This is a genomic window from Agrobacterium sp. FDAARGOS_525 (assembly GCF_003938925.1).
GTDB lineage: Bacteria > Pseudomonadota > Alphaproteobacteria > Rhizobiales > Rhizobiaceae > Agrobacterium > Agrobacterium pusense.
The window spans coordinates 1,945,058-1,965,570 of sequence record NZ_RKIU01000004.1; the positions used below are offsets into that span (position 1 = coordinate 1,945,058).

A 20,513-nucleotide genomic window follows, 5' to 3' on the forward strand; every position below is an offset into this window, starting at 1 on the left:
TCCCGGATATTTCAGTCGAGGTGCATCATGTCAGTCGCAGCCAAACTTCATGTGGGCATGTCGCTGGCCCCAACCTGGCTCAGCGGTGAAGCATGGCGTCGAGCCGACAGCGATATAAATCGGGTATTTTCCAGCGATTATTTCGTCGATCTGGCACAGCGCGCGGAAGCTGCGCATGTGGATTTCGTGTTCCGGCCGGATACGCTTTTCCTCCGCACCGAGGGGCTGGAAACCGGCGGCGGATTTGCCAGCATGGACCCGACCATGCTTCTTTCGGCCATTGCGCGGGAAACGAGCCATGTCGGCCTGTTGTCCACCGTATCGACCACATTTCTGCCGCCCTATGTGGTGGCCCGCCAGCTTCAGTCGTTGAACTGGCTCAGCAATGGCAGGGCCGGGTGGAACATCGTCACGGCACTGGAGGGGCACGAAAATTTCGGGCTGAGAGAAATGCCGTCACCGCAGGAGCGTTATGGACGCGCCGCCGAATTCACGCAGGTCGTGCAGCAGCTCTGGGCGAGTTTTCCAAATGAAGCCCTTAAACTCGACAGGGAAAGCGGGCGATTTGCCGATTCCTCGCTGGTGCGCCCGGTAGCGCATGAGGGCAGGCATTTCAGTGTGAAAGGGCCGCTCAACCTGCCAGCCCACGCCAGCCGCATTCCGCTGGTGCAGGCCGGTGCGTCTCCCGAGGGGCGCGATTTCGCCTCTTCGGTGGCGGATGCAGTCTTTGCTTCCACGCCGGACATGCAGGCAGCCATCGAACTGAGGGCGGACTTACGGCGGCGCGCCGAAGGACACGGCCGTGAGCCTGACGGGGTGAAGCTGATGCCGGGCCTCAGCCTATATCTGGCGGATAGCGGCAAGGAGGCGCTTGAACTCTTTTCTGAGACCCATGCCCGCGCTAACCGCGCCCGCACCCTGGCGTCGGTTCTCGACATGACGGGCCTCGACCTCACCGACTGGCCGCTCACGCGGGTGGTCACCGCTTCCGACCTGCCGCCGCCGCCCGAAAAACCGCGAAGCCGCACCCATGCCGGACTGCTGCGCAGGCTGATTGAGCGGGAGACGCTAAGTGTCGCGGAATTACTGCGGCGGCCGGAGGTGATGGGATCCGGCCATTGGCAGATCGTCGGCACCGTTGAAGATGCCTTTAAAGGCATCCGTGAATGGGCGGCCGCAGGGGCAATCGACGGTTTTGTCGCGGTGCCCGGCGGCTCGGTGGCATCCATGCGGCTGGTGCTGGAGCGGCTGTTGCCGAAACTTGCCGATGCCGGGCTCTTCCGCACCGCCTATTCCGGCCGCACCTTTGCGGAGCATCTGGCCGAAGGTGTCTAGCCGCCACCGGATTCGGCGGTTGCCTGCCGGGCGGCCTCGATCAGTCGCGAAAAATGCCGTTCCGCTTCGGCGGTAGCCACGAAGGAGACGGTGGTGACGACACAACAGAGTTCGCCCTGGGCATCGAAAACCGGCGCCGCCTTGCCCGTCAGGGCGGAGAACAGATGTTCATTGAGTTCGGCGCCGCCCGTCTCGCGGATGGTTTCGAGAATGCCGGCAGCAGGAGGAGAGCCGCGAAAGGCGGGTGGTTGCAGCCTGCGCACGGCAGCCACCCTGTCCGGTGGCAGATAAGCCTGAAAAACCAGACCGCAGGCGCTGTTGTCCAGCGGCAGAACATCGCCAAGAGCGACGGTGCTGATGGAAAAGCTGGCGCTTCGCGCCCACCGCACCACGGTCGGGCCGCGCTCGGTCCAGATCGCCACGCCGCAGCTGGCGCCGATTTGCGCGGCAAGCGCCTTCATCTCACGTCCGGCGGTTTCGACCGGGTTGATTCGTCGGAGGGCGCTGATGCCGATGCCCAGCGCTGCGGGGCCGAGATCGTAACTGCCGCTTGCGGGGTCCTGTATCACCAGTCCCTCCCGCACGAGGCTTTGCATGTAACGATGCGCGGTGGAGCGACCGGTGCCGGCGCGTTTAGCAAGTTCGCCCAGCGCCAGCCCCGTATCGGACCTGGAGAGAAGATTAAGAAACCGCGCCGCAATCGATACGGATTGAATAAGCGCCGAGCGCTTTTCACCTTCGTTTTCCGGCCGTTCTTCGGTTTCGTCATCCATGGCGTTCAAGGTCGTGCCCCACTCTTTCGAGAATGCCTAACGCATTGCGACGAAAATCGGAATGGCTGTCTTCAGCCTTTTCAATGACTTCTCCGGCCGGGCTGCCATGGCGGAAAAGGCGGCCCCTTAAACTTTGTTGTAAATATGGCACATCCCGTTACGGAAGCCCGCTTGTCCGCAATACGGAACGCATTCTCTATTGCGAAACGGATAACGCTTCCGTTACTTGAATATGACTTTAATACTCATGTTTATTTGGGGTGTATGATGGGGTTTAGCTCTAACGGCCGTTTGATGAGCGGGGTCAGTGTTCTGACGTTGGCGACATTGTTCGTGACGCCGGTTGTCGGTCAGGATCAGCAGGCTGATACAGCAGGGACGACCGTGTTGAAGCCGATTGTCGTGACCGGTGAAAAAGTGGCGCGCGACATGAAGAACACGGCCTCGTCCGTGTCAGTCAAAACCGCCGAGGAGATCAAAAAGGAAAAGACCGGCGATCCGACCGTATCCGAAGCGATCAAGGATATTCCGAACGTCGTCTACACCGACAATGTCAGTGCCCCCATCATTCGCGGACAGGACACGCAGGGCCCGAATACCGGCTCCATCGCCTTCTTCACCGGTACGGTGCCGCGCGCGACGATCAATGTGGACGGTCACTATCTCGGGTATAACGAGTTCATCTACGGGGCGACTTCCATATGGGATGTCGACACCATCGAGGTGTTCCGCGGGCCCCAGACGACCTCGCAGGGCGCCAACGCCATCGCCGGCGCCATCCTTGTCAACACCAAGGACCCGACCTTTACGCCGGAAGCCAGCTATCAGGCGGAAATCGGCAACTATCACCAGAAGCGTGGTTCCTTCGCCTTTTCCGGCCCGCTGATCGAAGACGAACTGGCGGCGCGCATGGCGATCGATTATTCCGGCCGCGATACCTTCATCGATTACATCAATTCTGCCTTTGCGCATGAGGGAACGGACCAGAACTTCAAGGAATTCAACGGTCGCTTCAAGCTTCTTTGGGAACCGTCTGAAATTCCCGGTCTTTCCACAAAGCTGACCTATTCCTACAACGCCTCCAACCGGCCAAGCCAGGAAGCGGCGTCGCGTCCCTTCGAAGATCTCAACCACATCACCACGACGATGCCGAATTTCAGCCAGTATACCAATACGGGCATTCTCGACATCAATTACGATTTCGAGAACGGCGTGAAACTGTTCAACCAGACCCAGTTTTCCGACTCCACCGCCAAACGCCGGGTCGGCATCGCCAATAACGGCGACGCCGATGTCGATCTCAGGAACACGTCGCATGAAACGCGCGTCACCTTCGGCGATCAGGAGGATGTTCTGAGCGGTGTCGCCGGCATTTTTTATGCGCACACGAAAGCCGACGAGGTGCTTTATCTGCGCGGCACCTCTCGCTTCAGCGACACCAAGGACAATCTCGGCCTCTTCAGCGAGCTGAGCTATCGGCTGACCGACCAGTGGACCCTGACGGGTGGCCTGCGCTACCAGCAGGACCAGATTCAGCGCGCCGGTTACCGGACGCTCAGCGCCACCAGCAGAAGTTCGGTCAATTATGACGAAACCTTCTCTGAAATCCTGCCCAAGGCGTCTCTCGCCTATGCCATCAATGATGATTGGACTGTCGGCGGTCTTGTCAGCCGCGGGTACAATCCCGGCGGCGTCGCATTCGACCTGACCACCAGCAAATGGCGGAGCTTCGACAAGGAAACCATCTGGAACTACGAAGTGTTCACCCGCGCCAGCCTGCTCGATGACACGCTGACGGTAAACGGCAATCTGTTCTACATGGACATGAAGAACGCCCAGTTTAACGTACCCGTCGTCGTCTCCACCGGCATCAGCGAATCCTACACCGTTAACGCCGAAGAAGCCCATGCCTATGGTCTGGAAATTGGCGCGGATTATCGGGTGCTCGACAATCTGACGCTGAAAGCCAGCGCCGGTCTGCTGAAGACGAAGATCGACGAGATTTCCAGCAATGCCGCCTATGTCGGCAAGGAATTCGCGAAGTCGCCGGGATACAGCTTCACCGTCGGCGCAAGCTGGGACGTGACGGACAAGTTCACCGTGTCCGGGCAGGTCCGCCATCTCGACGGCTATTATTCCGATACGGACAACAAGGCCGTCTATGCGATCGATCCCTACACGATCGCGGATGTGCGGGCGAGCTACAAGTTCCAGGACGAACTCGAGTTCTACGCTTACGTGAAGAACGTCTTCGACGAGCGCGCGCCGACCCTTATGAAGGAAAACCGCGGCATCGGCGGCATCGAGGCGAGCATGACCGAACCGCGCATGTTCGGCATCGGGGTGCGCGGCACATTCTGAGCCAAAAGCGAACCCGACAAACAAAGAGGCCTTCGAAGCGATCTTCGAAGGCCTCTTTCTTGACGGAACCGCTACGGTCCATAACCCTCAGAAAAACGCCTGAATGCCCGTCTGGGCACGGCCGAGGATCAGCGCGTGCACGTCATGCGTACCTTCATACGTGTTGACCGTTTCGAGGTTCTGCGCGTGGCGCATGACGTGATATTCGATCTGGATGCCGTTGCCGCCATGCATGTCGCGGGCCTGGCGGGCGATATCCAGCGCCTTGCCGCAATTGTTGCGCTTGACGATGGAAATCATTTCCGGCGCCATCCTGTGCTCGTCCATCAGCTGGCCGACGCGTAGCGATGCCTGAAGGCCGAGCGCGATCTCGGTCTGCATGTCGGCGAGCTTCTTCTGGTAAAGCTGCATGCCGGCAAGCGGCTTGCCGAACTGCTTGCGGTCGAGACCATATTGCAGGGCACGGAACCAGCAATCTTCGGCAGCGCCCATGACGCCCCAGGAAATGCCGTAGCGGGCGCGGTTGAGGCAGCCGAAGGGGCCCTTCAGGCCGGACACGTTGGGCAGCAGCGCGTCTTCGCCGACTTCGACGCCATCCATGACGATTTCTCCTGTTATGGAAGCGCGCAGCGAAAGCTTGCCGCCGATTTTCGGTGCTGAGAGGCCTTTCATGCCCTTTTCGAGCACGAAACCGCGGATCTGGTTGTCATGGGCTTCGGATTTGGCCCAGACCACGAAGACATCGGCGATCGGTGCGTTGGAAATCCACATTTTCGAACCGCGCAGACGATAACCGCCCTCGATCTTTTCAGCACGGGTCTTCATGCCGCCCGGATCGGAGCCGGCATCCGGCTCGGTGAGGCCGAAACAGCCGATCAGTTCGCCCGAGACGAGGCCGGGCAGGTATTTCTTCTTCTGCTCATCCGAACCGTAAGCGAAGATCGGGTGAATGACGAGCGAGGACTGCACGCTCATCATCGAGCGGTAACCGCTGTCGATCCGCTCCACCTCGCGGGCGACGAGACCATAGGCCACATAGCTCGCATTCGCCGCGCCATATTCTTCCGGCAGGGTAACGCCGAGAAGGCCTTGCCGGCCCATCAGGCGGAACAGTTCCGGCTCGGTGGTTTCAGAAAGATAGGCTTCGGAGACACGCGGCAAAAGCTCCGATTTGCCGAAGGCGGCCGCGGCGTCGCGTATCATCCGCTCGTCGTCAGTCAGTTGGTCTTCGAGCAGGAAAGGATCCTGCCAATTGAATGCTACGCGTTCGCTCACTTTATGCCTCCGGATTTGCTGGCAGGATTATTCGTATTCACCCCGGATGGCACAAGCCATGTTTACTCATTTTTGCATTACATATAGTAATGGCTCATGACATCTCTCAGCCGCAAACTCCTGCCATCCACAAGTGCGCTTGCCGCTTTCGATTCCGTTGCCCGTCTCGGCAGCTTTTCCGCCGCCGCAGATGAGCTGGCGCTGACGCAGGGGGCAATCAGCCGGCAGGTTATGTCACTGGAAGAACAGCTTGGCGTGCGGCTCTTCGACCGCGGCGCACGCGGCGTGGCGCTGACGGCGGAGGGGCAGATCTACGCAAAATCGATCGCGGCAGCGCTCGGCGAGATACGCTCAGCCTCGCTGCAGATCATGACCAAAACGCATGGCAATACGCTCAACCTCGCCATGCTGCCCACCTTCGGCACCCGCTGGCTTCTGCCGCGTATACCGGATTTCGTGGCGAACCACCCGGAGATCACCATCAATTTTGCGACCCGCATCGGCCAGTTCGATTTCGAGCGTGAGCAGCTGGATATGGCAATCCATATCGGCCAGGCCGATTGGCCAGGCGCGGAAAGCACCTTTCTGATGCATGAAATGGTGGCGCCGGTGTGCAGCCCGCAGTTCCTCAGCGCCCATCCGGTGGAAAAGGGAGAAGACATCGCTGCCCTGCCATTGCTGCACATGGCCTCGCGGCCGGGCGCGTGGGGCCACTGGTTCGAAAGCCTCGGCCTGTCACTCGTCTTGCCGCAGGGCATGCGCTTCGAACAGTTTTCCAGCGTTGCGCAGGCCTGCATCGCCGGCCTCGGCGTCGCGCTGATGCCGCTCTTCCTCATCGATAACGAGTTGAAATCGAAGCAGCTGGTCAAAGCCTTCGATCATCAGGCCAGAAGCCCGAGCTCGTATTACGCGGTGGCCCCGCTTTCACGCGCCAACCACGTCCCGGTCGTCCTGTTTCGAGATTGGCTGGTGCGTCAGGTGGAGGCTTATCGCGCAGCCAGTACCCAGAGCGCGTAAAAATAATCGCTCTTTTTTCGGGCATTTAACCTTTGTGCCCAGCTTTTCGCCCTATTTTGCCAGCGCAGGACTCGACAGCGGTTCGCGCCTCGATTATCGTGATTAAACGTTTAATCAGCCCTTCCGGACCATTATGGCGTCGTCACGGCCTGCCACCAATCTGAGCGCGATAGCAGCGGCACTCGGCGTGTCGGTGGCGACCGTGTCCAATGCGCTGTCCGGCAAGGGCCGCGTTTCGCCCGAACTGGTGGAACGTATCCGCAAGACGGCGAGCGAGCTGGGCTATGTGCCGAGTTCGGCGGGCAGGGCGCTTCGCACCGGCAGATCGGGCGTTCTCGGGCTCGTCCTGCCCGATATTGCCAATCCTCTCTTCCCACAGATTGCGCAGGCCATCGAGAAGGCGGCTGTCAACGCGGGTTATGGCGTGCTGATCGCCGATGCGCGCGGTGAGATCGCCATGCAGACGGATGCGATCGACCGGCTGATCGAGCGCGGGGTGGACGGCATGGTGGTCGTTCCCCGACGTGGCACACGCATTTCCGGCGTTGATTGCCCGGTGGCCGTCATCGACAGCCCGTCGACACCGGGAAATACCGTTGCTGCCGACCATTGGGATGGCGGCCGGCAGGTGGGTGAATATCTTGCGGGCCTCGGCCATCGCAAAGTGGTGCTAGTCGGCAAGAACAGGGATTCCAATGTTCAGAATGACCGTCTCGGCGGCATTCGCGATGGTCTCGGCAAAACATGCCTGGCCCAGACGCTCTGGATCGATGGCCTTGAAAAGGCCGGTGGCGCGGGCTGCCGGCTGGGCCTTGCGGAGAAAGTTGCCGAAGGTTTCACGGCCTTTGCCGCCGTATCCGATCTGCACGCGCTGCGCGTGCTGACCGAATTGCAGCGCGCGGGAATCGAGGTGCCGGAAGAGGCGAGTGTCACCGGCTTCGACGATCTTATCTTTTCTGCCGTGGTCACCCCGCCCTTGACGACCATGCGCATGGATATGGGCCGCATCGCCGATCTCGCCGTTGGCGCGCTTTTGCGCGCGATCGATGGCGCCGGAGAAAACGGGGCCGCCGTCGACGTCACGGCGGATGTTTCGAAAGTACCGATGGCGCTGATCATGCGCGGCTCCACCGGCAAGACAAAGCATGATGCGATTGAAGCCAAGAACACGACAGCAGGAGAACTCACACCATGAAAAAGATCATTCTCGCATCGGGCGCCGCCCTGATGCTGACGATGGGAGCCGCTGAGGCCCAGGACAAGACGTTGACGATCTCGGTCTACGCCTTCGCGCAGGATGAATTCAAGGAACTGGTCTATACGCCCTTCGAGCAGAAATGCGGCTGCAAGCTCGTCGTCGAGACCGGCAACAGCGTCGAGCGTCTGGCCAAGATGGAGGCCAACAAGGCCAGTCCGGTCGTCGATCTCGCCATCGTCTCCATGGCCGATGCGCTGTCGGCCACCCGCAAGGACCTGATCCAGAAGATCGATGCTTCCAGGGTGCCAAATATTGAAAAGCTCTATGACATCGCCAAGGACCCGAATGGCGATGGCATGAGCGTCGGCGTCAATTTCTACGCCACGTCGATTGTCTACCGCACCGACAAGATGAAGATCGACAGCTGGGCCGATCTTTTGAAGGACGGTATCGTCGACCACGTCGCCTTCCCGAATGTCACCACCAACCAGGGCCCGCCGGCGCTTTACATGCTGGGCAAGGCCATCGGCAAGGACACGCCCGATCTTGCCGGCGCCATCGAGGCCGTGGGCGAAAAGAAGGACGATATCGTCACCTTTTACGTCAAGTCCTCGCAGCTGGTGCAGCTCATGCAGCAGGAGGAAATCTGGGCAGCGCCGATCGGCCGCTTCTCCTGGGCGCCTTTCACCAAGCTCGACCTGCCGCTCGCCTGGGCAACGCCCAAGGAAGGCCAGACCGGCGGCATGAACGTGCTCGTCGTACCGAAGGGCACGAAGAACGAGGATCTTGCGCTGCAATTCATGGATTTCTGGCTCTCGACCGACGTCCAGAAGGCGCTGGCGGAAAAGCTGGTGGACAGCCCGACCAACAGGGAAGTCAAGGTTTCCGACGAGGTGGCGAACAACATCACCTATGGCGATGAAACCGCCCGCAGCCTGCAGCTCATTCCTTCCGACGTAACGCTCGATAACCGCGACAAGTGGCTGTCGGAGTGGAACGCCAAGGTGGGGCAGTAACAAGCTCGAAGGGGCGGGAATGGGTTACGTGCTGGCGCACGTCACCCCCCTCTGTCCTGCCGGACATCTCCCCCACAAGGGGGGAGGTCGATATGCCGGTACCCACTGACGCCAAATGAACAAGTCCTCCGCCAAACGTAGCCGGCGGAATTTCAAGACCGGAGAATGCCATATGTTTCAGAACCGGGCCGAAGCGCTGGCGCTTGCCTTGCCCGCCGCAATTTTCGCGGCGGCGGTCTTTCTCGTGCCGGTCTTCATGCTTTTGTCGGAAGGCTTTCGCACCGCTGACGGCTGGACATTGTCGGCCTATGGCGCTTTCTTTTCCGATCCACTGAACCAGACGGTTTTCCTGCGCACGCTGAAGCTCGGCGCGCTCGTCACCGTCGTTTCGGCGGTGGTGGGCTACGCGGCGGCTTTCGCCATCGTCAACCTGTCGCCGGCCAGGAAGGGCCATGTGGTCAACCTCGTCGTGCTGCCGCTGATGATTTCGCCGGTCGCCCGCACCTATGCCTGGATCGTCATTCTCGGCAGAACCGGCATCGTCAACCAGGCGCTGCAGGCGGTGGGCCTCAGCGACGGGCCAATCCGCATCCTGTTTTCCGAAACGGCCGTCTTCATCGGCCTTCTGCAACTGTTCCTGCCATTGATGATCATCTCGCTCATCAGTGCGCTGGAGAACATGCCGAAGGATACGATCGCTGCTGCCCGCGTTCTCGGCGCCAACTGGTTTCAGGTGTTCTGGAAGGTCATCCTGCCGCTCACCCGGGAAGGGCTCGTCGTCGGTGGCACGCTGGTCTTCACCGGTTCGCTGACTGCCTATATCACGCCCGCCATTCTCGGCGGGTCCAAGGTGCTGATGCTGGAAACCCTGCTTTACCAGCAGGTCACGGTTTCCAATAATTTCGTCGCCGCCAGCGTCATCGCCTTCATCCTGATTGTCATGAGCTTTGCCGCCAATATCCTCTTGAAGCGCATTGCCACCGCAAGGAACAAGAAATGACCCGGCAGCTCTTCATTCCGCTCACGCTTCTGCTTGTCGTCGGCTTCCTCATCGGGCCGTTCCTCATCATCGTTGCGGCCTCGTTTTCGGCCGGCGATACGCTCGCCTTTCCGCCGCAGGGCTTTTCGCTGAAGTGGATCGCCAAGGTCTTCACGGTCGAAAGCTTCCGCGAGAGCTTTGCGATGTCGATGTTCCTTGCCATCGGCGGCACGTTCACGGCGCTGATCCTCGGCATTCCCGCTTCCTACGCCATGTCGCGCTACAGACTGCCCTTTAGCGAGACGGTGCGCACCATCGTGTCCGCGCCGATCATCGTGCCGGGCATTATCGTGGGTCTTGCGCTGCTGCGTTATTTCGTCGTGCCCTTCGGCATCGGCATCACGCTTGCGTTGTTTCTCGCCCACACCGCGCTCATCCTGCCCTATGCGGTGCGCGTGGTTTCAGCCAGCCTCAACAATCTGCGCTCCGATATTGAGGAGGCGGCGGTGCTACTCGGCTCGTCGCGGCTTGGCGCATTTTTCCGCGTTGTGCTGCCGAATATCCGCGGCGGCATCCTGTCGGCCTTCATTCTCGGTTTCGTGACGAGTTTCAACCAGGTGCCTGTGTCGCTGTTCCTGTCCGGTCCCGGCGTGCGCACGCTGCCTATCGACATGCTGGGCTACATGGAAATCGTCTTTGATCCTTCCGTGGCCGCCCTTTCCTCGCTGCTCGCCTTCCTTTCCATCGGCATCGTTTTCATGGCCGAACGTTTCCTGGGGTTCTCCCGTTATGTCTGACGCAAATTATCTTTCGCTGCAAAAAATCTCGCTCGCCTATGGCGGCAATGTCGCCGTCAAGGATCTCGATCTCGATATCCGCAAGGGCGAATTGCTCGCGCTTCTCGGACCATCAGGCTGTGGCAAGACCACGACGATGCGCGCCATCGCCGGGCTGATGCCGGTGGCTGCCGGGCGGATCAATCTCGATGGCGCCGATATTACCCGCGTGGCGGCCAACAAACGCGCCGTCGGGCTGGTGTTCCAGTCCTACGCGCTCTTCCCCCATCTGACGGTCTATGAAAACGTCGCCTTCGGCCTGAAACTCAAGGGAATGAGCGGCAAGGCGCTGGAGGACAAGGTCGCCTCCGGCCTGAAGTCGGTCGGCCTGTGCAATTTCGCCTCACGCAAGCCGGCGGAACTATCGGGCGGCCAGCAGCAACGCGTGGCATTGGCACGCTCCATGGTCATGGAGCCGAAAGTGCTGCTTCTCGACGAGCCGCTCTCCAATCTCGACGCCCGCCTGCGTCTTGAAATGCGGACCGAACTGCAGCGCGTGCAGAAGGAGACGGGTGTCACGATGATCTTCGTCACCCATGACCAGATCGAGGCGCTCGCGCTTGCCGACCGCATTGTCGTCATGAAGGGCGGCAAGATTGAGCAGATCGGCACGCCGGAAGAGATTTACAACGCGCCGGTTTCCGCCTTCGTGGCCGACTTCGTCGGCTTCGAAAACATCTTCGCCCTTCAAGGCGGGGCTTTGAAAACCGCCAACGGCACAACACCGCTTCCCGGACCAGTCCTTTCAGCATCCGGACTGGCCTGGCGGCCGCGCATGGTCACCCTCGGTTCAGGTCCTTTCCAGGGAACCGTGCGCGGCACATCCTTCGCCGGCAACAGCCGCGAATATCTGCTCGACACACCACTCGGGCCCATCAAGGCTGAAACCGACGCGGCCCTCACCTCCCACGCAATCGGCGATACGCTTGCCTTCGACCTGCCGGTCGAAAAGGCGGCGAGCCTCAAGGTATTCAACTGATCATGGGTGTTTGGATCGATACCGATATGGGCTTTGACGATATCGCCGCCATCTTGGTGGTGCAATCGTCGGGTCTCGCCATAGACGGCATCTCGCTGGTCTTCGGCAATGCGACGCTTCAGGCCGTCTGCGGCAATGCCGCGGGTGCGGTTGCCGCCTTCGGTTGGTCGATGCCGATCCATCAGGGCCGCGCCATGCCGGTGTTAGGTGCACTTGAAACGGCGCAGTGCATTCTGGGCGAAAACGGCATCCCGACCGTCGGCCAAAGCCTGCCGGATGCCGCGGCCTTGCCGAAAAGCGATGCCTTCGCCGCTCTCTGCGCCTGGCTGGAGGGGGAGGGCGAGAGGCGCATTCTCGCGCTTGGTCCGCTCAGCAATATTGCCGCCCTGTGCCTTGCCCGGCCTGATCTTGCCACGAGAATTTCCGACCTCACCTGGATGGGTGGCGGCGTGACGAGCGGCAATCACACGGCCTCGGCCGAATTCAACGCCTTCGCCGATCCGGAAGCGCTGGCTATCGTGCTCTCCCATGGCCTGCCGTTGCGTATGGTCGATCTGGACGCCTGCCGCAAGGTTAGCGCTTCGCCCGCCGATGTGCTGCCGATCCGCAATGCGGGCGGCAGGAATGCCGGGCTGATCGCCGATCTGCTTGATGGTTTCATCGGCATCGCCACCCGTCGCGGCAGACCAGGCATGGCGCTTTACGATCCCGTCGCTGCCGTTGCCTTCGCCTCGGGCTCCGCCTCTTGCCTAATCGGCTGGCGTCACGCGCGGATAGATGTCGAGCTTCAGGCGACGCTGACGCGGGGCAGAACGGTGGTCGAACCGCGTGCGGAGAAAGCGCAAACATTCAACGCGCATTTTGCTGAGACGCTGGATGCCGACGGTGCGAGGACGGTTATTCTTGAGGCGCTGCGCCGGGAGGCCGCCCGATGAACGCGAACCTCACCACATGCGAACCTGCCGATCTCGGCGATGATACGCTCCGCGCCCGCGCCGTTGCCGCCGCACGCGGCGATGCGCCTTTCGACATCCTCATCACCGGTGGAACATTGGTGGATGTGGTAACCGGTGAGCTGCGCCCTGCCGATATCGGAATTGTCGGTGCGCTGATCGCCAGCGTGCACGAACGGGCGAGCCGGAGCGACGCCGCGCAGGTCATCGATGCGGCCGGCGGGTATGTCTCGCCGGGTCTGATCGACACGCATATGCATATCGAGAGCTCGATGGTCACACCGGCCGCCTATGCGGCAGCGGTTGTCGCCCGCGGCGTTACCACCATCGTCTGGGATCCGCATGAGTTCGGCAATGTGCATGGCGTCGAAGGGGTGCGCTGGGCGGCGAAGGCCATCGAAAACCTGCCGCTGCGTGCCGTTCTCCTGGCGCCCTCATGCGTGCCTTCCGCGCCTGGGCTGGAACGCGGCGGAGCTGATTTCGACGCCGCCATTCTCGCCGATATCCTGTCATGGCACCAGGTCGGCGGTGTCGCGGAAATCATGAACATGCGCGGCGTCATCGAGCGCGATCCGCGCATGAGCGGCATCGTACAGGCCGGGCTTGCCTCGGAGAAATTGGTCTGCGGCCATGCGCGCGGCCTCAAGGACGCCGATCTCAATGCCTTCATGGCGGCGGGCGTCTCGTCCGATCACGAGCTGGTCTCGGGCGAAGACCTCATGGCGAAACTGCGGGCCGGCATGACCATCGAGCTGCGCGGCTCGCATGACCACCTGCTGCCGGAATTCGTGGAAGCGCTGAACGCGCTGGGCCACCTGCCGCAGACCGTGACGCTGTGCACGGACGATGTCTTCCCGGACGACCTGTTAAATGGCGGCGGGCTGGATGATGTGGTGCGCCGCCTTGTCCGTTATGGCCTGAAAGCCGAATGGGCACTGCGCGCCGCAACGCTCAATGCCGCCCTAAGGCTTGGGCGTCCTGACCTCGGGCTCATCGCCTCCGGCCGTCGCGCCGATATCGTTATCTTCGAGGACCTGAGCGGTTTTGCCGCTCGTTACGTCCTTGCCGGGGGCAGGACGGTTGCGGAAGGCGGACATATGCTCGTGGATGTGCCCGCCTGTGATACTTCGGCGCTCGAAGGCTCGATGAAGCTGCCGCTGCGCGTGGCCGAAGATTTTCGGGTTGCTGCCGAAGGCGCGAGGGTGCGCCTCGCCACCATCGACCGCCCGCGCTTCACGCAATGGGGCGAGGTGGAGGCCGAGGTGAGAGATGGTTTCGTCGTTCCGCCCGAAGGTGCGACGATGATCTCCGTCACCCACCGCCACGGCAAGTCCGAACCGGTCACCCGCACTGGCTTCCTCACCGGCTGGGGAGACTGGAACGGCGCCTTCGCCACAACGGTCTCGCATGACAGCCATAACCTCACCGTTTTCGGCGGCAATGAAGAAGACATGGCGCTCGCCGCCAATGCGGTGATAGCGGCAGGCGGTGGTATGGCCGTCGCCTCCGAAGGTAAGGTAACTGCACTTCTGCCGCTGCCGCTATCCGGCCTCGTTTCCGATGCGGCACTTGAAGAAGTTGCAAAGGCTTTCGAGGAACTGCGCGAAGCCGTTGGCAGGGTGGTAGAATGGCAGCCGCCCTATCTCGTCTTCAAGGCCTGCTTCGGGGCTACGCTCGCCTGCAATATCGGCCCGCACCAGACGGATATGGGCATTGCCGACGTGCTGACGGGACAGGTGATGGAGAGCCCGGTGATGGCGGTTTTAGGGTACTAACACCACGGGCTGCCGCGACGGCAACGTCGCAGCAGCCGTGCGTCTCAGTTCACATTGTGAAGTTGCGCTTCGCCGTTATGCAGAAAGCAGGCTTTGGTGAACAGGCCCAGATCAAGCAGGTTGGGAAGGCGGATATCGCGCATATCGGGAACTCGTTTGATTTGCGGATCAAATGAGCGGTCAATCTGCGAGATGAAAGCGAAAATAACGCCAGTCTTTTTTGCGAATTCTGCAAGAACGGTGACTTGTTGCGACAGGTCCGGCTTATGGCGCTGCTGGTCGAGTAACTGCAGATAATCGATTACGGCGACGGTGCCGGATTTGGCTGGCGAGAGGTAACGGATCATGTAGTTCGCGCATATCTCGTCCGATGTCACGATCTCGATTTCTCTTTGAGCGCCTGCGTGTTGCCCGGTGCGTTTTCGTACCTGTTGCTCGGTCATTTCGAGCGTGAATAAAATGGACTGCCGTCCGTCTTCGGCTGCCGCCCGCAGAAGCTCAAAAGCAAGCGCTGTCTTGCCCTGGCCCGGGCGGCCGGCGAGCAGGAGCATGTCGCCATTCACGATGCGCGAGAACAGGTCTTTGGACAAAGAGCCAGCCGCAACGTGAGCGGAAAGCAGGCTCCAGGCTGCAAATCCTTCCTCGCACGCGATCTGGTCCAGCGCTTCGTGAAGGGGAATGGCATTATTCCGGACCATAAGTTTGGCCCGTCGCTTCAATTGGAAAATCGGAGTGGAAAGCTTCATCACAAAACCTCTGTTGCGGGTTCAAAACGCAATCCCTCCTTATGCGAATGCCCGAACAGATGGTTCGATGATGAGATTACCCAGCATGTCGAATGCTTCCCCGAAAGGAGGGGGGAGGCGTGGGTCCAGCCTAAGTCTGAAAGCTACCGCGCCCGATGATTCGCCACAAGTGTCTGAGATGTTGCCGGTCGAAAAACAGCAGGGAACAAAATGGATTTACTCCGCCGCCAGTTCCTGCTCCACCAGCGTCGCCCAGAAAGCTACGCCCGGCACGATGGCCGCATCGTTGAAGTCGTAAGAGGTGTTGTGGTGCAGTGCGCCGTCCACCGCCGGGCCGTTGCCGAGCCAGACATAGCAGCCTGGGGCTTCGCCCGCGAAAAAGGCGAAATCGTCGCCGGCGGTCGAGGGCGGAAAGGCGGTGCGCGCTTTGTTGCCGAAGACGGTTTTGGCTGCCCGGAGCGCCCGTTTCGTCGCGTCCGTTTCGTTGATGACGGGCGGGATGCGGCGGATGAATTCGTAATTTGCCTCGATGCCGAACATTGCCGCCGTGCCCTTGGCCAGCCTGCCGATTTCCGCCTCCAGCTGGTCTCGCACTTGAGGTGCATAGGCGCGCGCGGTCCCGCCGATTTCGACGAGATCTGGGATCACATTGAGTGCCTTGGGGTCGCCTGCCTGCACCGAACAGGCACTGACCACGGCCGGCTGCAATGGGTCGACCACGCGGCCGACGATAGTTTGCAGCGAGGCGAGGAAGGTGCCGGCCGCCGTTACCGGATCGCGACCAAGATGCGGCTTCGCGCCGTGGGTGCCGACGCCCTTGAAGGTGACGCGCCAGCTGTCCGACGAGGCAAGCTGCGGTCCTTCCACCACCGCCATTTCGTCGATGCCCAGCCCCGGCATATTGTGCAGGCCATAGACCGCATCGCAGGGGAACAGCTCGAAAAGCCCGTCCTCGACCATTTTTTTTGCGCCGCCACGGCCTTCTTCGGCCGGCTGGAAGATGAAATGCACGGTGCCGGAAAAATCGCGGGTCTTTGCGAGGTAACGCGCCGCACCCAGCAGCATGGCAGTGTGGCCGTCATGGCCGCAGGCATGCATCTTGCCGGGGAATTTCGATTTGTAGGGGCGGTCTGGAACCTCAGGCATGGCAAGGGCATCCATGTCCGCGCGAAGACCAATGCTGCGCGTGCCGTTGCCCACCTGCAGCGTGCCGACGACGCCGGTGCCGCCGAGACCGCGGTGCACCTTCAGCCCGGCGCGCTCAAGCAGATCGGCGACGATGGCGCTCGTTCTTTCCTCTTCGAAACCCAGTTCCGGATGCGCGTGCAGATCATGACGGAGTTCCGTCAGGAATGGCAGGTCCTCGCCGATCCGGTCCAGCAGTCTCATGGGAAGCTTGTCCTTGAATGTGGGAAAAACCCGCGTCATAGGTGGGTTTGTCCAAATGCCTGTTGCTTTTTTCTCTTCTAACGGAAAAAGCCAATGAAATGAACCCGCAGCGTCTCTGTGGTTGCTAAAATGATAAATCTGCCGAACGGGATTGGCGTGGCTGAAAACCGTCTCCGCCATGCGCCATCTCCGTTCTGAAAGGAAAACAGATGCCATCACCAGCATCGCCCGCCATCGCCCCGTCTCCCGCAACGCCGCATGAGTTCTGGCAGCAGATCCATCCGCCCCGGAGCTTCGAAACAGCAGGCGCATATTCCACATTCTTTCCGGCGGAACTGGATGATGGAAGGCAGATCTGTCTGCCCATACGGCCGCTTGCGGACGGAGAGCACGCACTCGCATCGCTCATCGTCAACCAGGCTTCCTTTGAGGTTCTGGAGGCGCTGGCCGCCGATCTTGCCGCAAAGCTTCTTCCCTTCAAGCCGGATGTCGTTATCGGCCTGCCGACGCTCGGCCTGACGCTTGCGGCCGCCGTTGCCCGCCATCTGGGCCATTCCCGTTACGTGCCGCTCGGCACCTCGCGCAAATTCTGGTATCTGGAGGAGCTGTCGGTGCCGATGTCCTCCATCACCACGAAGCAGGAAAAAAGGCTTTATGTCGATCCGCGCATGCTGCCGCTCATCGAGGGTAGACGGGTGGCGCTGGTGGATGACGTGATCTCCAGCGGCAGTTCCATCCTATCGGGCCTTGCGCTACTCACCGCCTCCGGCATCAACCCCGCCGTCATCGGCGCAGCCATGCTGCAATCGGATCGCTGGCGGGAAAAAATCGCCGCTTTCGGGCCGGAATGGCCGGAGCGGGTGAGGGGTGTTTTCGCGACGCCGCTGCTGACCAAAGCGGAAGATGGCTGGCGCGCCTGACGAAGCGCAAATTCCGTCGAAAGGCAAGTGGTGATAAATTCACCGCTGCCTAATTTGTATCTTGCGAAGCTCGAATAGATCGTCCTAAGATCGCGACTGACAGACAATAGCGGTCGGCTGATAATGCGCCGGCTTGCTTTCGCGCGGTGTCATCCCGGCGTCTGCCTGCCCCGTTTATTGTTTCGATGACTGGAATTTCTTCCCATGCATGCAGTGTTTGACGGTCATAATGATGTGCTGCTTCGTTTGTGGCGCAACAGCAAGGCCGGTGCCGATCCCGTGGCCGAATTCAAGAACGGCACACGGGAAGGTCATATCGATGGTCCACGCGCACGGGCAGGCGGACTCGGCGGCGGTATCTGCGCCATCTATATCCCGTCCGGCGATCTGATTCTGCAGGAACCGGACGAGAACGGCCATTACGATACGCCGCTCGCCACGCCGCTCGAGCGACTGCCTTCGCTCGATATCGCGATGGAAAAGGCGGCGATTGCGCTGAGGCTCGATCGCGCTGGAGCGTGGCGGCTCTGCCGCTCCACGGCGGATATCCGCAAGGCCTTTGCCGAGGATATCTTCGCCGCCGTGCTGCATATGGAAGGCTGCGAGGCGATCGGCGCCGATCTCGATGCGCTGGAGGTGTTTTACGCCGCCGGTCTGCGTTCGCTCGGCCCGGTGTGGAGCCGGCACAATATTTTCGGCCATGGCGTTCCTTTCTCCTATCCCATGTCGCCCGATACCGCGCCCGGTCTTACCGATGCCGGGTTTGCGCTGGTGAAGGAATGCAACCGCCTCGGCATTCTCATCGATCTCGCGCATATCACCGAAAAAGGCTTCTGGGATGTGGCCAAGACCACCAACCAGCCGCTGATCGCCAGCCATTCCAATGCGCATGCGCTCACTCCGGTCGCCCGCAATCTCACTGACAGGCAGATGGATGCCATCAAGGAAAGCGGCGGGCTGGTTGGCCTCAACTACGCCGTGACCATGCTGCGTGCCGATGCGCGTGATATCGCGGATACGCCGCTCTCCGATATGGTGCGCCATATCGACTATATGGTCGAGCGTATCGGCATCGACTGTGTGGCGCTCGGATCGGATTTCGACGGCGCGACGGTCCCTGTCGGAATTGCTGATGCCAGCGGCAACCACAATCTGGTTGCGGCGCTGAAATCGGCGGGCTACGGTGATGGAGAACTTGCTAAAATATGCCGGGAAAACTGGCTGCGCGTCTTGTCCCAGGCTTGGCACGAAGCGGCCTAATAAACAGTTTAAGCGAACCAAATCAATCTCATAACAAAAGGGGAGATCCTATGATCAAATCGCTCAACAAATCCATGCGTATCCTCAGCACCAGCGCTGCCCTGTCGCTGATGATGCTGTCTGCCCCGCATGCTTTTGCTGCCACGCCGGCCGATACGCTGGTGGAAGGTTTCGCCATAGACGACATCATCACGCTCGATCCGGGTGAGGCTTTCGAACTGTCTGCCGCCGAAGTCACCGGCAACACCTATAGCAAGCTCGTTTCCATCGATCTCAACGACACGTCCAAGGTTGTCGGTGATCTCGCCGAAAGCTGGACGACCTCCGAGGATGGCCTGACCTATACGTTCAAGCTGAAATCCGGCCTGAAATTCGCCTCCGGCAATCCGGTCACCGCTGATGACGTTGCCTTCTCCTTCGAACGCGCCGTCAAGCTTGACAAGTCGCCGGCATTCCTGTTGACGCAGTTCGGCCTGAAGGGCGACAACGTTACCGAAAAGGCGAAGGCAACGGACGCGAACACCTTCGTTCTGACCGTCGACAAGCCCTATGCGCCGAGCTTCGTGCTGAACGTGCTCACCGCAACCGTCGCTTCGGTGGTGGACAAGAAGCTCATCACCGAAAAGGCGAAGTCGGTCACGCCGAGCGCCGATTACAAATACGACACGGATTTCGGCAACGAGTTCCTGAAGACCGGTTATGCCGGTTCCGGCCCTTACAAGATCCTTGGCTGGAAGGCCAACGAAGCCGTCATTCTGGAGGCCAACCCGAACTATTACGGTGAGAAGCCGAAGCTGAAGCGGGTCGTCTATCGTCACATGAAGGAAAGCTCCGGCCAGCGTCTGGCGCTTGAAAACGGCGATATCGATGTTGCCCGTAACCTTGAGCCCGGCGATATGGAAGCCGTTTCCAAGAAGGAAGGCCTTGCCGTTACCTCCGCGCCCAAGGGCACCGTTTATTATTTCAGCCTCAACCAGAAGAACGAGAACCTGAAGAAGCCTGAGGTCATCGAAGCGTTCAAATATCTCGTCGATTATGACGCGATCGGCGCGACGATCATCAAGGGCATTGGCGAAGTCCATCAGACCTTCCTGCCGAAGGGCCAGCTTGGCGCGCTTGATGAGAACCCCTACAAGCTTGACGTCGCCAAGGCCAAGGAACTTCTCGCCAAGGCCGGTCTGAAGGACGGCTTCACCGTCACCATGGATGTGCGCAACACCCAGCCGGTGACGGGCATTGCCGAAAGCGTGCAGCAGACGCTGGCACAGGCCGGCATCAAGCTCGAAATCATCCCCGGCGACGGTAAGCAGACGCTGACCAAATATCGCGCCCGCACGCATGACATCTACATCGGCCAGTGGGGTTCGGACTATTTCGACCCGAACTCGAATGCGGAAACCTTCACCATCAACTACGACAATTCGGATGAAGGCAAGAACAAGACGCTGGCCTGGCGTAACGCCTGGGATGTTCCTGATCTGACCAAGGAAACCCAGTCTGCTCTCTTGGAAAAGGATAGCGCCAAGCGCGCCGCCATCTATGAAAACCTGCAGAAGGAAGTTCTGGCGAAGGGTCCCTTCGTCATCATCTTCCAGCAGACGGAAGTGGCCGGTTATTCCGCCAAGCTCAAGGGCCTGAAGCTCGGACCGAGCTTCGACACCAACTATGTCTATCCGATCTCCAAGGAATGATCCGGAAGGA

Annotated in this window: 17 protein-coding genes; 13 read left to right on the top strand and 4 right to left on the bottom strand. The window is 60.4% G+C overall.

Annotation, left to right across the window (positions count from 1 at the left end; all coding sequences use genetic code 11):
- Positions 1 to 27 precede the first annotated feature (27 nt).
- Positions 28 to 1,335 (top strand): NtaA/DmoA family FMN-dependent monooxygenase, encoded by a 1,308-nt coding sequence (locus tag EGT36_RS25460; protein WP_034496872.1) that lies wholly within the window; start codon positions 28 to 30, stop codon positions 1,333 to 1,335.
- Here EGT36_RS25460 and EGT36_RS25465 read toward each other — a convergent pair.
- Positions 1,332 to 2,108, bottom strand: a complete 777-nt coding sequence (locus tag EGT36_RS25465; protein ID WP_034496869.1) for an IclR family transcriptional regulator — start codon at positions 2,106 to 2,108, stop codon at positions 1,332 to 1,334. The two genes, EGT36_RS25460 and EGT36_RS25465, sit on opposite strands and share 4 nt — an antisense overlap.
- A 294-nt stretch (positions 2,109 to 2,402) precedes the next feature.
- Between EGT36_RS25465 and EGT36_RS25470 the strand changes: the two genes are divergently transcribed.
- Positions 2,403 to 4,469 carry a TonB-dependent receptor gene (locus tag EGT36_RS25470; RefSeq protein WP_077985632.1) on the top strand — a complete coding sequence of 689 codons (2,067 nt, stop codon included), beginning with the start codon at positions 2,403 to 2,405 and terminating at the stop codon, positions 4,467 to 4,469.
- An 87-nt stretch (positions 4,470 to 4,556) separates the two neighbouring features.
- Here the strand turns inward: EGT36_RS25470 and EGT36_RS25475 are convergent, their stop codons facing one another.
- The gene (locus EGT36_RS25475; protein WP_113731879.1) at positions 4,557 to 5,744 is read right to left on the bottom strand and encodes an acyl-CoA dehydrogenase; all 1,188 of its coding nucleotides are present in this window, start codon (positions 5,742 to 5,744) and stop codon (positions 4,557 to 4,559) included.
- Positions 5,745 to 5,840: 96 nt separating this feature from the next.
- On the opposite strand from EGT36_RS25475, the gene EGT36_RS25480 reads away from it, so the two are divergent.
- From EGT36_RS25480 to EGT36_RS25515, 8 genes are all read left to right on the top strand, one after another.
- On the top strand, positions 5,841 to 6,761 hold the full coding sequence (locus EGT36_RS25480; RefSeq protein WP_004445308.1) for a LysR family transcriptional regulator: 921 nt from the start codon (positions 5,841 to 5,843) through the stop codon (positions 6,759 to 6,761).
- A 133-nt stretch (positions 6,762 to 6,894) separates the two neighbouring features.
- Complete coding sequence (locus EGT36_RS25485) at positions 6,895 to 7,956, top strand: LacI family DNA-binding transcriptional regulator (protein WP_125271305.1); 1,062 nt, start codon at positions 6,895 to 6,897, stop codon at positions 7,954 to 7,956.
- Complete coding sequence (locus EGT36_RS25490; protein WP_022562787.1) at positions 7,953 to 8,975, top strand: ABC transporter substrate-binding protein; 1,023 nt, start codon at positions 7,953 to 7,955, stop codon at positions 8,973 to 8,975. The genes EGT36_RS25485 and EGT36_RS25490 overlap by 4 nt, the downstream gene beginning before the upstream one ends.
- A gap of 172 nt (positions 8,976 to 9,147) precedes the next feature.
- Positions 9,148 to 9,975, top strand: coding sequence for an ABC transporter permease (locus EGT36_RS25495; RefSeq protein WP_004445303.1), 828 nt, complete (start codon positions 9,148 to 9,150; stop codon positions 9,973 to 9,975).
- Entirely contained in the window at positions 9,972 to 10,751 is a 780-nt protein-coding gene (locus EGT36_RS25500) for an ABC transporter permease (protein ID WP_125271306.1), read from the top strand. Before EGT36_RS25495 ends, EGT36_RS25500 begins: the two co-directional genes overlap by 4 nt.
- Positions 10,744 to 11,769: an ABC transporter ATP-binding protein gene (locus EGT36_RS25505; protein WP_125271307.1), complete on the top strand. Its 1,026-nt coding sequence runs from the start codon at positions 10,744 to 10,746 to the stop codon at positions 11,767 to 11,769. The genes EGT36_RS25500 and EGT36_RS25505 overlap by 8 nt, the downstream gene beginning before the upstream one ends.
- 2 nt (positions 11,770 to 11,771) lie before the next feature.
- On the top strand, positions 11,772 to 12,704 hold the full coding sequence (locus tag EGT36_RS25510; protein WP_125271308.1) for a nucleoside hydrolase: 933 nt from the start codon (positions 11,772 to 11,774) through the stop codon (positions 12,702 to 12,704).
- The gene (locus tag EGT36_RS25515; RefSeq protein ID WP_125271309.1) at positions 12,701 to 14,497 is read left to right on the top strand and encodes an adenine deaminase; all 1,797 of its coding nucleotides are present in this window, start codon (positions 12,701 to 12,703) and stop codon (positions 14,495 to 14,497) included. Before EGT36_RS25510 ends, EGT36_RS25515 begins: the two co-directional genes overlap by 4 nt.
- A 44-nt stretch (positions 14,498 to 14,541) precedes the next feature.
- Here EGT36_RS25515 and EGT36_RS25520 read toward each other — a convergent pair whose 3' ends face one another.
- Entirely contained in the window at positions 14,542 to 15,243 is a 702-nt protein-coding gene (locus tag EGT36_RS25520) for a DNA helicase (protein WP_125271451.1), read from the bottom strand.
- Between the two features lie 216 nt (positions 15,244 to 15,459).
- Positions 15,460 to 16,632 carry a M20 aminoacylase family protein gene (locus EGT36_RS25525; RefSeq protein ID WP_006698343.1) on the bottom strand — a complete coding sequence of 391 codons (1,173 nt, stop codon included), beginning with the start codon at positions 16,630 to 16,632 and terminating at the stop codon, positions 15,460 to 15,462.
- A 209-nt stretch (positions 16,633 to 16,841) separates the two neighbouring features.
- Between EGT36_RS25525 and EGT36_RS25530 the strand changes: the two genes are divergently transcribed.
- The 3 genes from EGT36_RS25530 (at position 16,842) to EGT36_RS25540 (ending at position 20,503) form a co-directional block, all read left to right on the top strand.
- Positions 16,842 to 17,552: a phosphoribosyltransferase gene (locus EGT36_RS25530; RefSeq protein ID WP_037091438.1), complete on the top strand. Its 711-nt coding sequence runs from the start codon at positions 16,842 to 16,844 to the stop codon at positions 17,550 to 17,552.
- A gap of 204 nt (positions 17,553 to 17,756) precedes the next feature.
- Positions 17,757 to 18,812 (top strand): dipeptidase, encoded by a 1,056-nt coding sequence (locus tag EGT36_RS25535; RefSeq protein WP_125271311.1) that lies wholly within the window; start codon positions 17,757 to 17,759, stop codon positions 18,810 to 18,812.
- Between the two features lie 50 nt (positions 18,813 to 18,862).
- Positions 18,863 to 20,503: an ABC transporter substrate-binding protein gene (locus tag EGT36_RS25540; RefSeq protein WP_004445293.1), complete on the top strand. Its 1,641-nt coding sequence runs from the start codon at positions 18,863 to 18,865 to the stop codon at positions 20,501 to 20,503.
- The last annotated feature ends 10 nt before the right edge of the window (positions 20,504 to 20,513 follow it).

Excerpts from the sequence above, each read along its gene's own strand:
- EGT36_RS25460 (WP_034496872.1), top strand. The coding sequence starts at position 28 with ATGTCAGTCGCAGCCAAACTTCATGTGGGCATGTCGCTGGCCCCAACC.
- EGT36_RS25465 (WP_034496869.1), bottom strand. The coding sequence starts at position 2,108 with ATGGATGACGAAACCGAAGAACGGCCGGAAAACGAAGGTGAAAAGCGC.
- EGT36_RS25470 (WP_077985632.1), top strand. The coding sequence starts at position 2,403 with ATGAGCGGGGTCAGTGTTCTGACGTTGGCGACATTGTTCGTGACGCCG.
- EGT36_RS25480 (WP_004445308.1), top strand. The coding sequence starts at position 5,841 with ATGACATCTCTCAGCCGCAAACTCCTGCCATCCACAAGTGCGCTTGCC.
- EGT36_RS25485 (WP_125271305.1), top strand. The coding sequence starts at position 6,895 with ATGGCGTCGTCACGGCCTGCCACCAATCTGAGCGCGATAGCAGCGGCA.
- EGT36_RS25490 (WP_022562787.1), top strand. The coding sequence starts at position 7,953 with ATGAAAAAGATCATTCTCGCATCGGGCGCCGCCCTGATGCTGACGATG.
- EGT36_RS25495 (WP_004445303.1), top strand. The coding sequence starts at position 9,148 with ATGTTTCAGAACCGGGCCGAAGCGCTGGCGCTTGCCTTGCCCGCCGCA.
- EGT36_RS25500 (WP_125271306.1), top strand. The coding sequence starts at position 9,972 with ATGACCCGGCAGCTCTTCATTCCGCTCACGCTTCTGCTTGTCGTCGGC.
- EGT36_RS25505 (WP_125271307.1), top strand. The coding sequence starts at position 10,744 with ATGTCTGACGCAAATTATCTTTCGCTGCAAAAAATCTCGCTCGCCTAT.
- EGT36_RS25510 (WP_125271308.1), top strand. The coding sequence starts at position 11,772 with ATGGGTGTTTGGATCGATACCGATATGGGCTTTGACGATATCGCCGCC.
- EGT36_RS25515 (WP_125271309.1), top strand. The coding sequence starts at position 12,701 with ATGAACGCGAACCTCACCACATGCGAACCTGCCGATCTCGGCGATGAT.
- EGT36_RS25520 (WP_125271451.1), bottom strand. The coding sequence starts at position 15,243 with ATGAAGCTTTCCACTCCGATTTTCCAATTGAAGCGACGGGCCAAACTT.
- EGT36_RS25525 (WP_006698343.1), bottom strand. The coding sequence starts at position 16,632 with ATGAGACTGCTGGACCGGATCGGCGAGGACCTGCCATTCCTGACGGAA.
- EGT36_RS25530 (WP_037091438.1), top strand. The coding sequence starts at position 16,842 with ATGCCATCACCAGCATCGCCCGCCATCGCCCCGTCTCCCGCAACGCCG.
- EGT36_RS25535 (WP_125271311.1), top strand. The coding sequence starts at position 17,757 with ATGCATGCAGTGTTTGACGGTCATAATGATGTGCTGCTTCGTTTGTGG.
- EGT36_RS25540 (WP_004445293.1), top strand. The coding sequence starts at position 18,863 with ATGATCAAATCGCTCAACAAATCCATGCGTATCCTCAGCACCAGCGCT.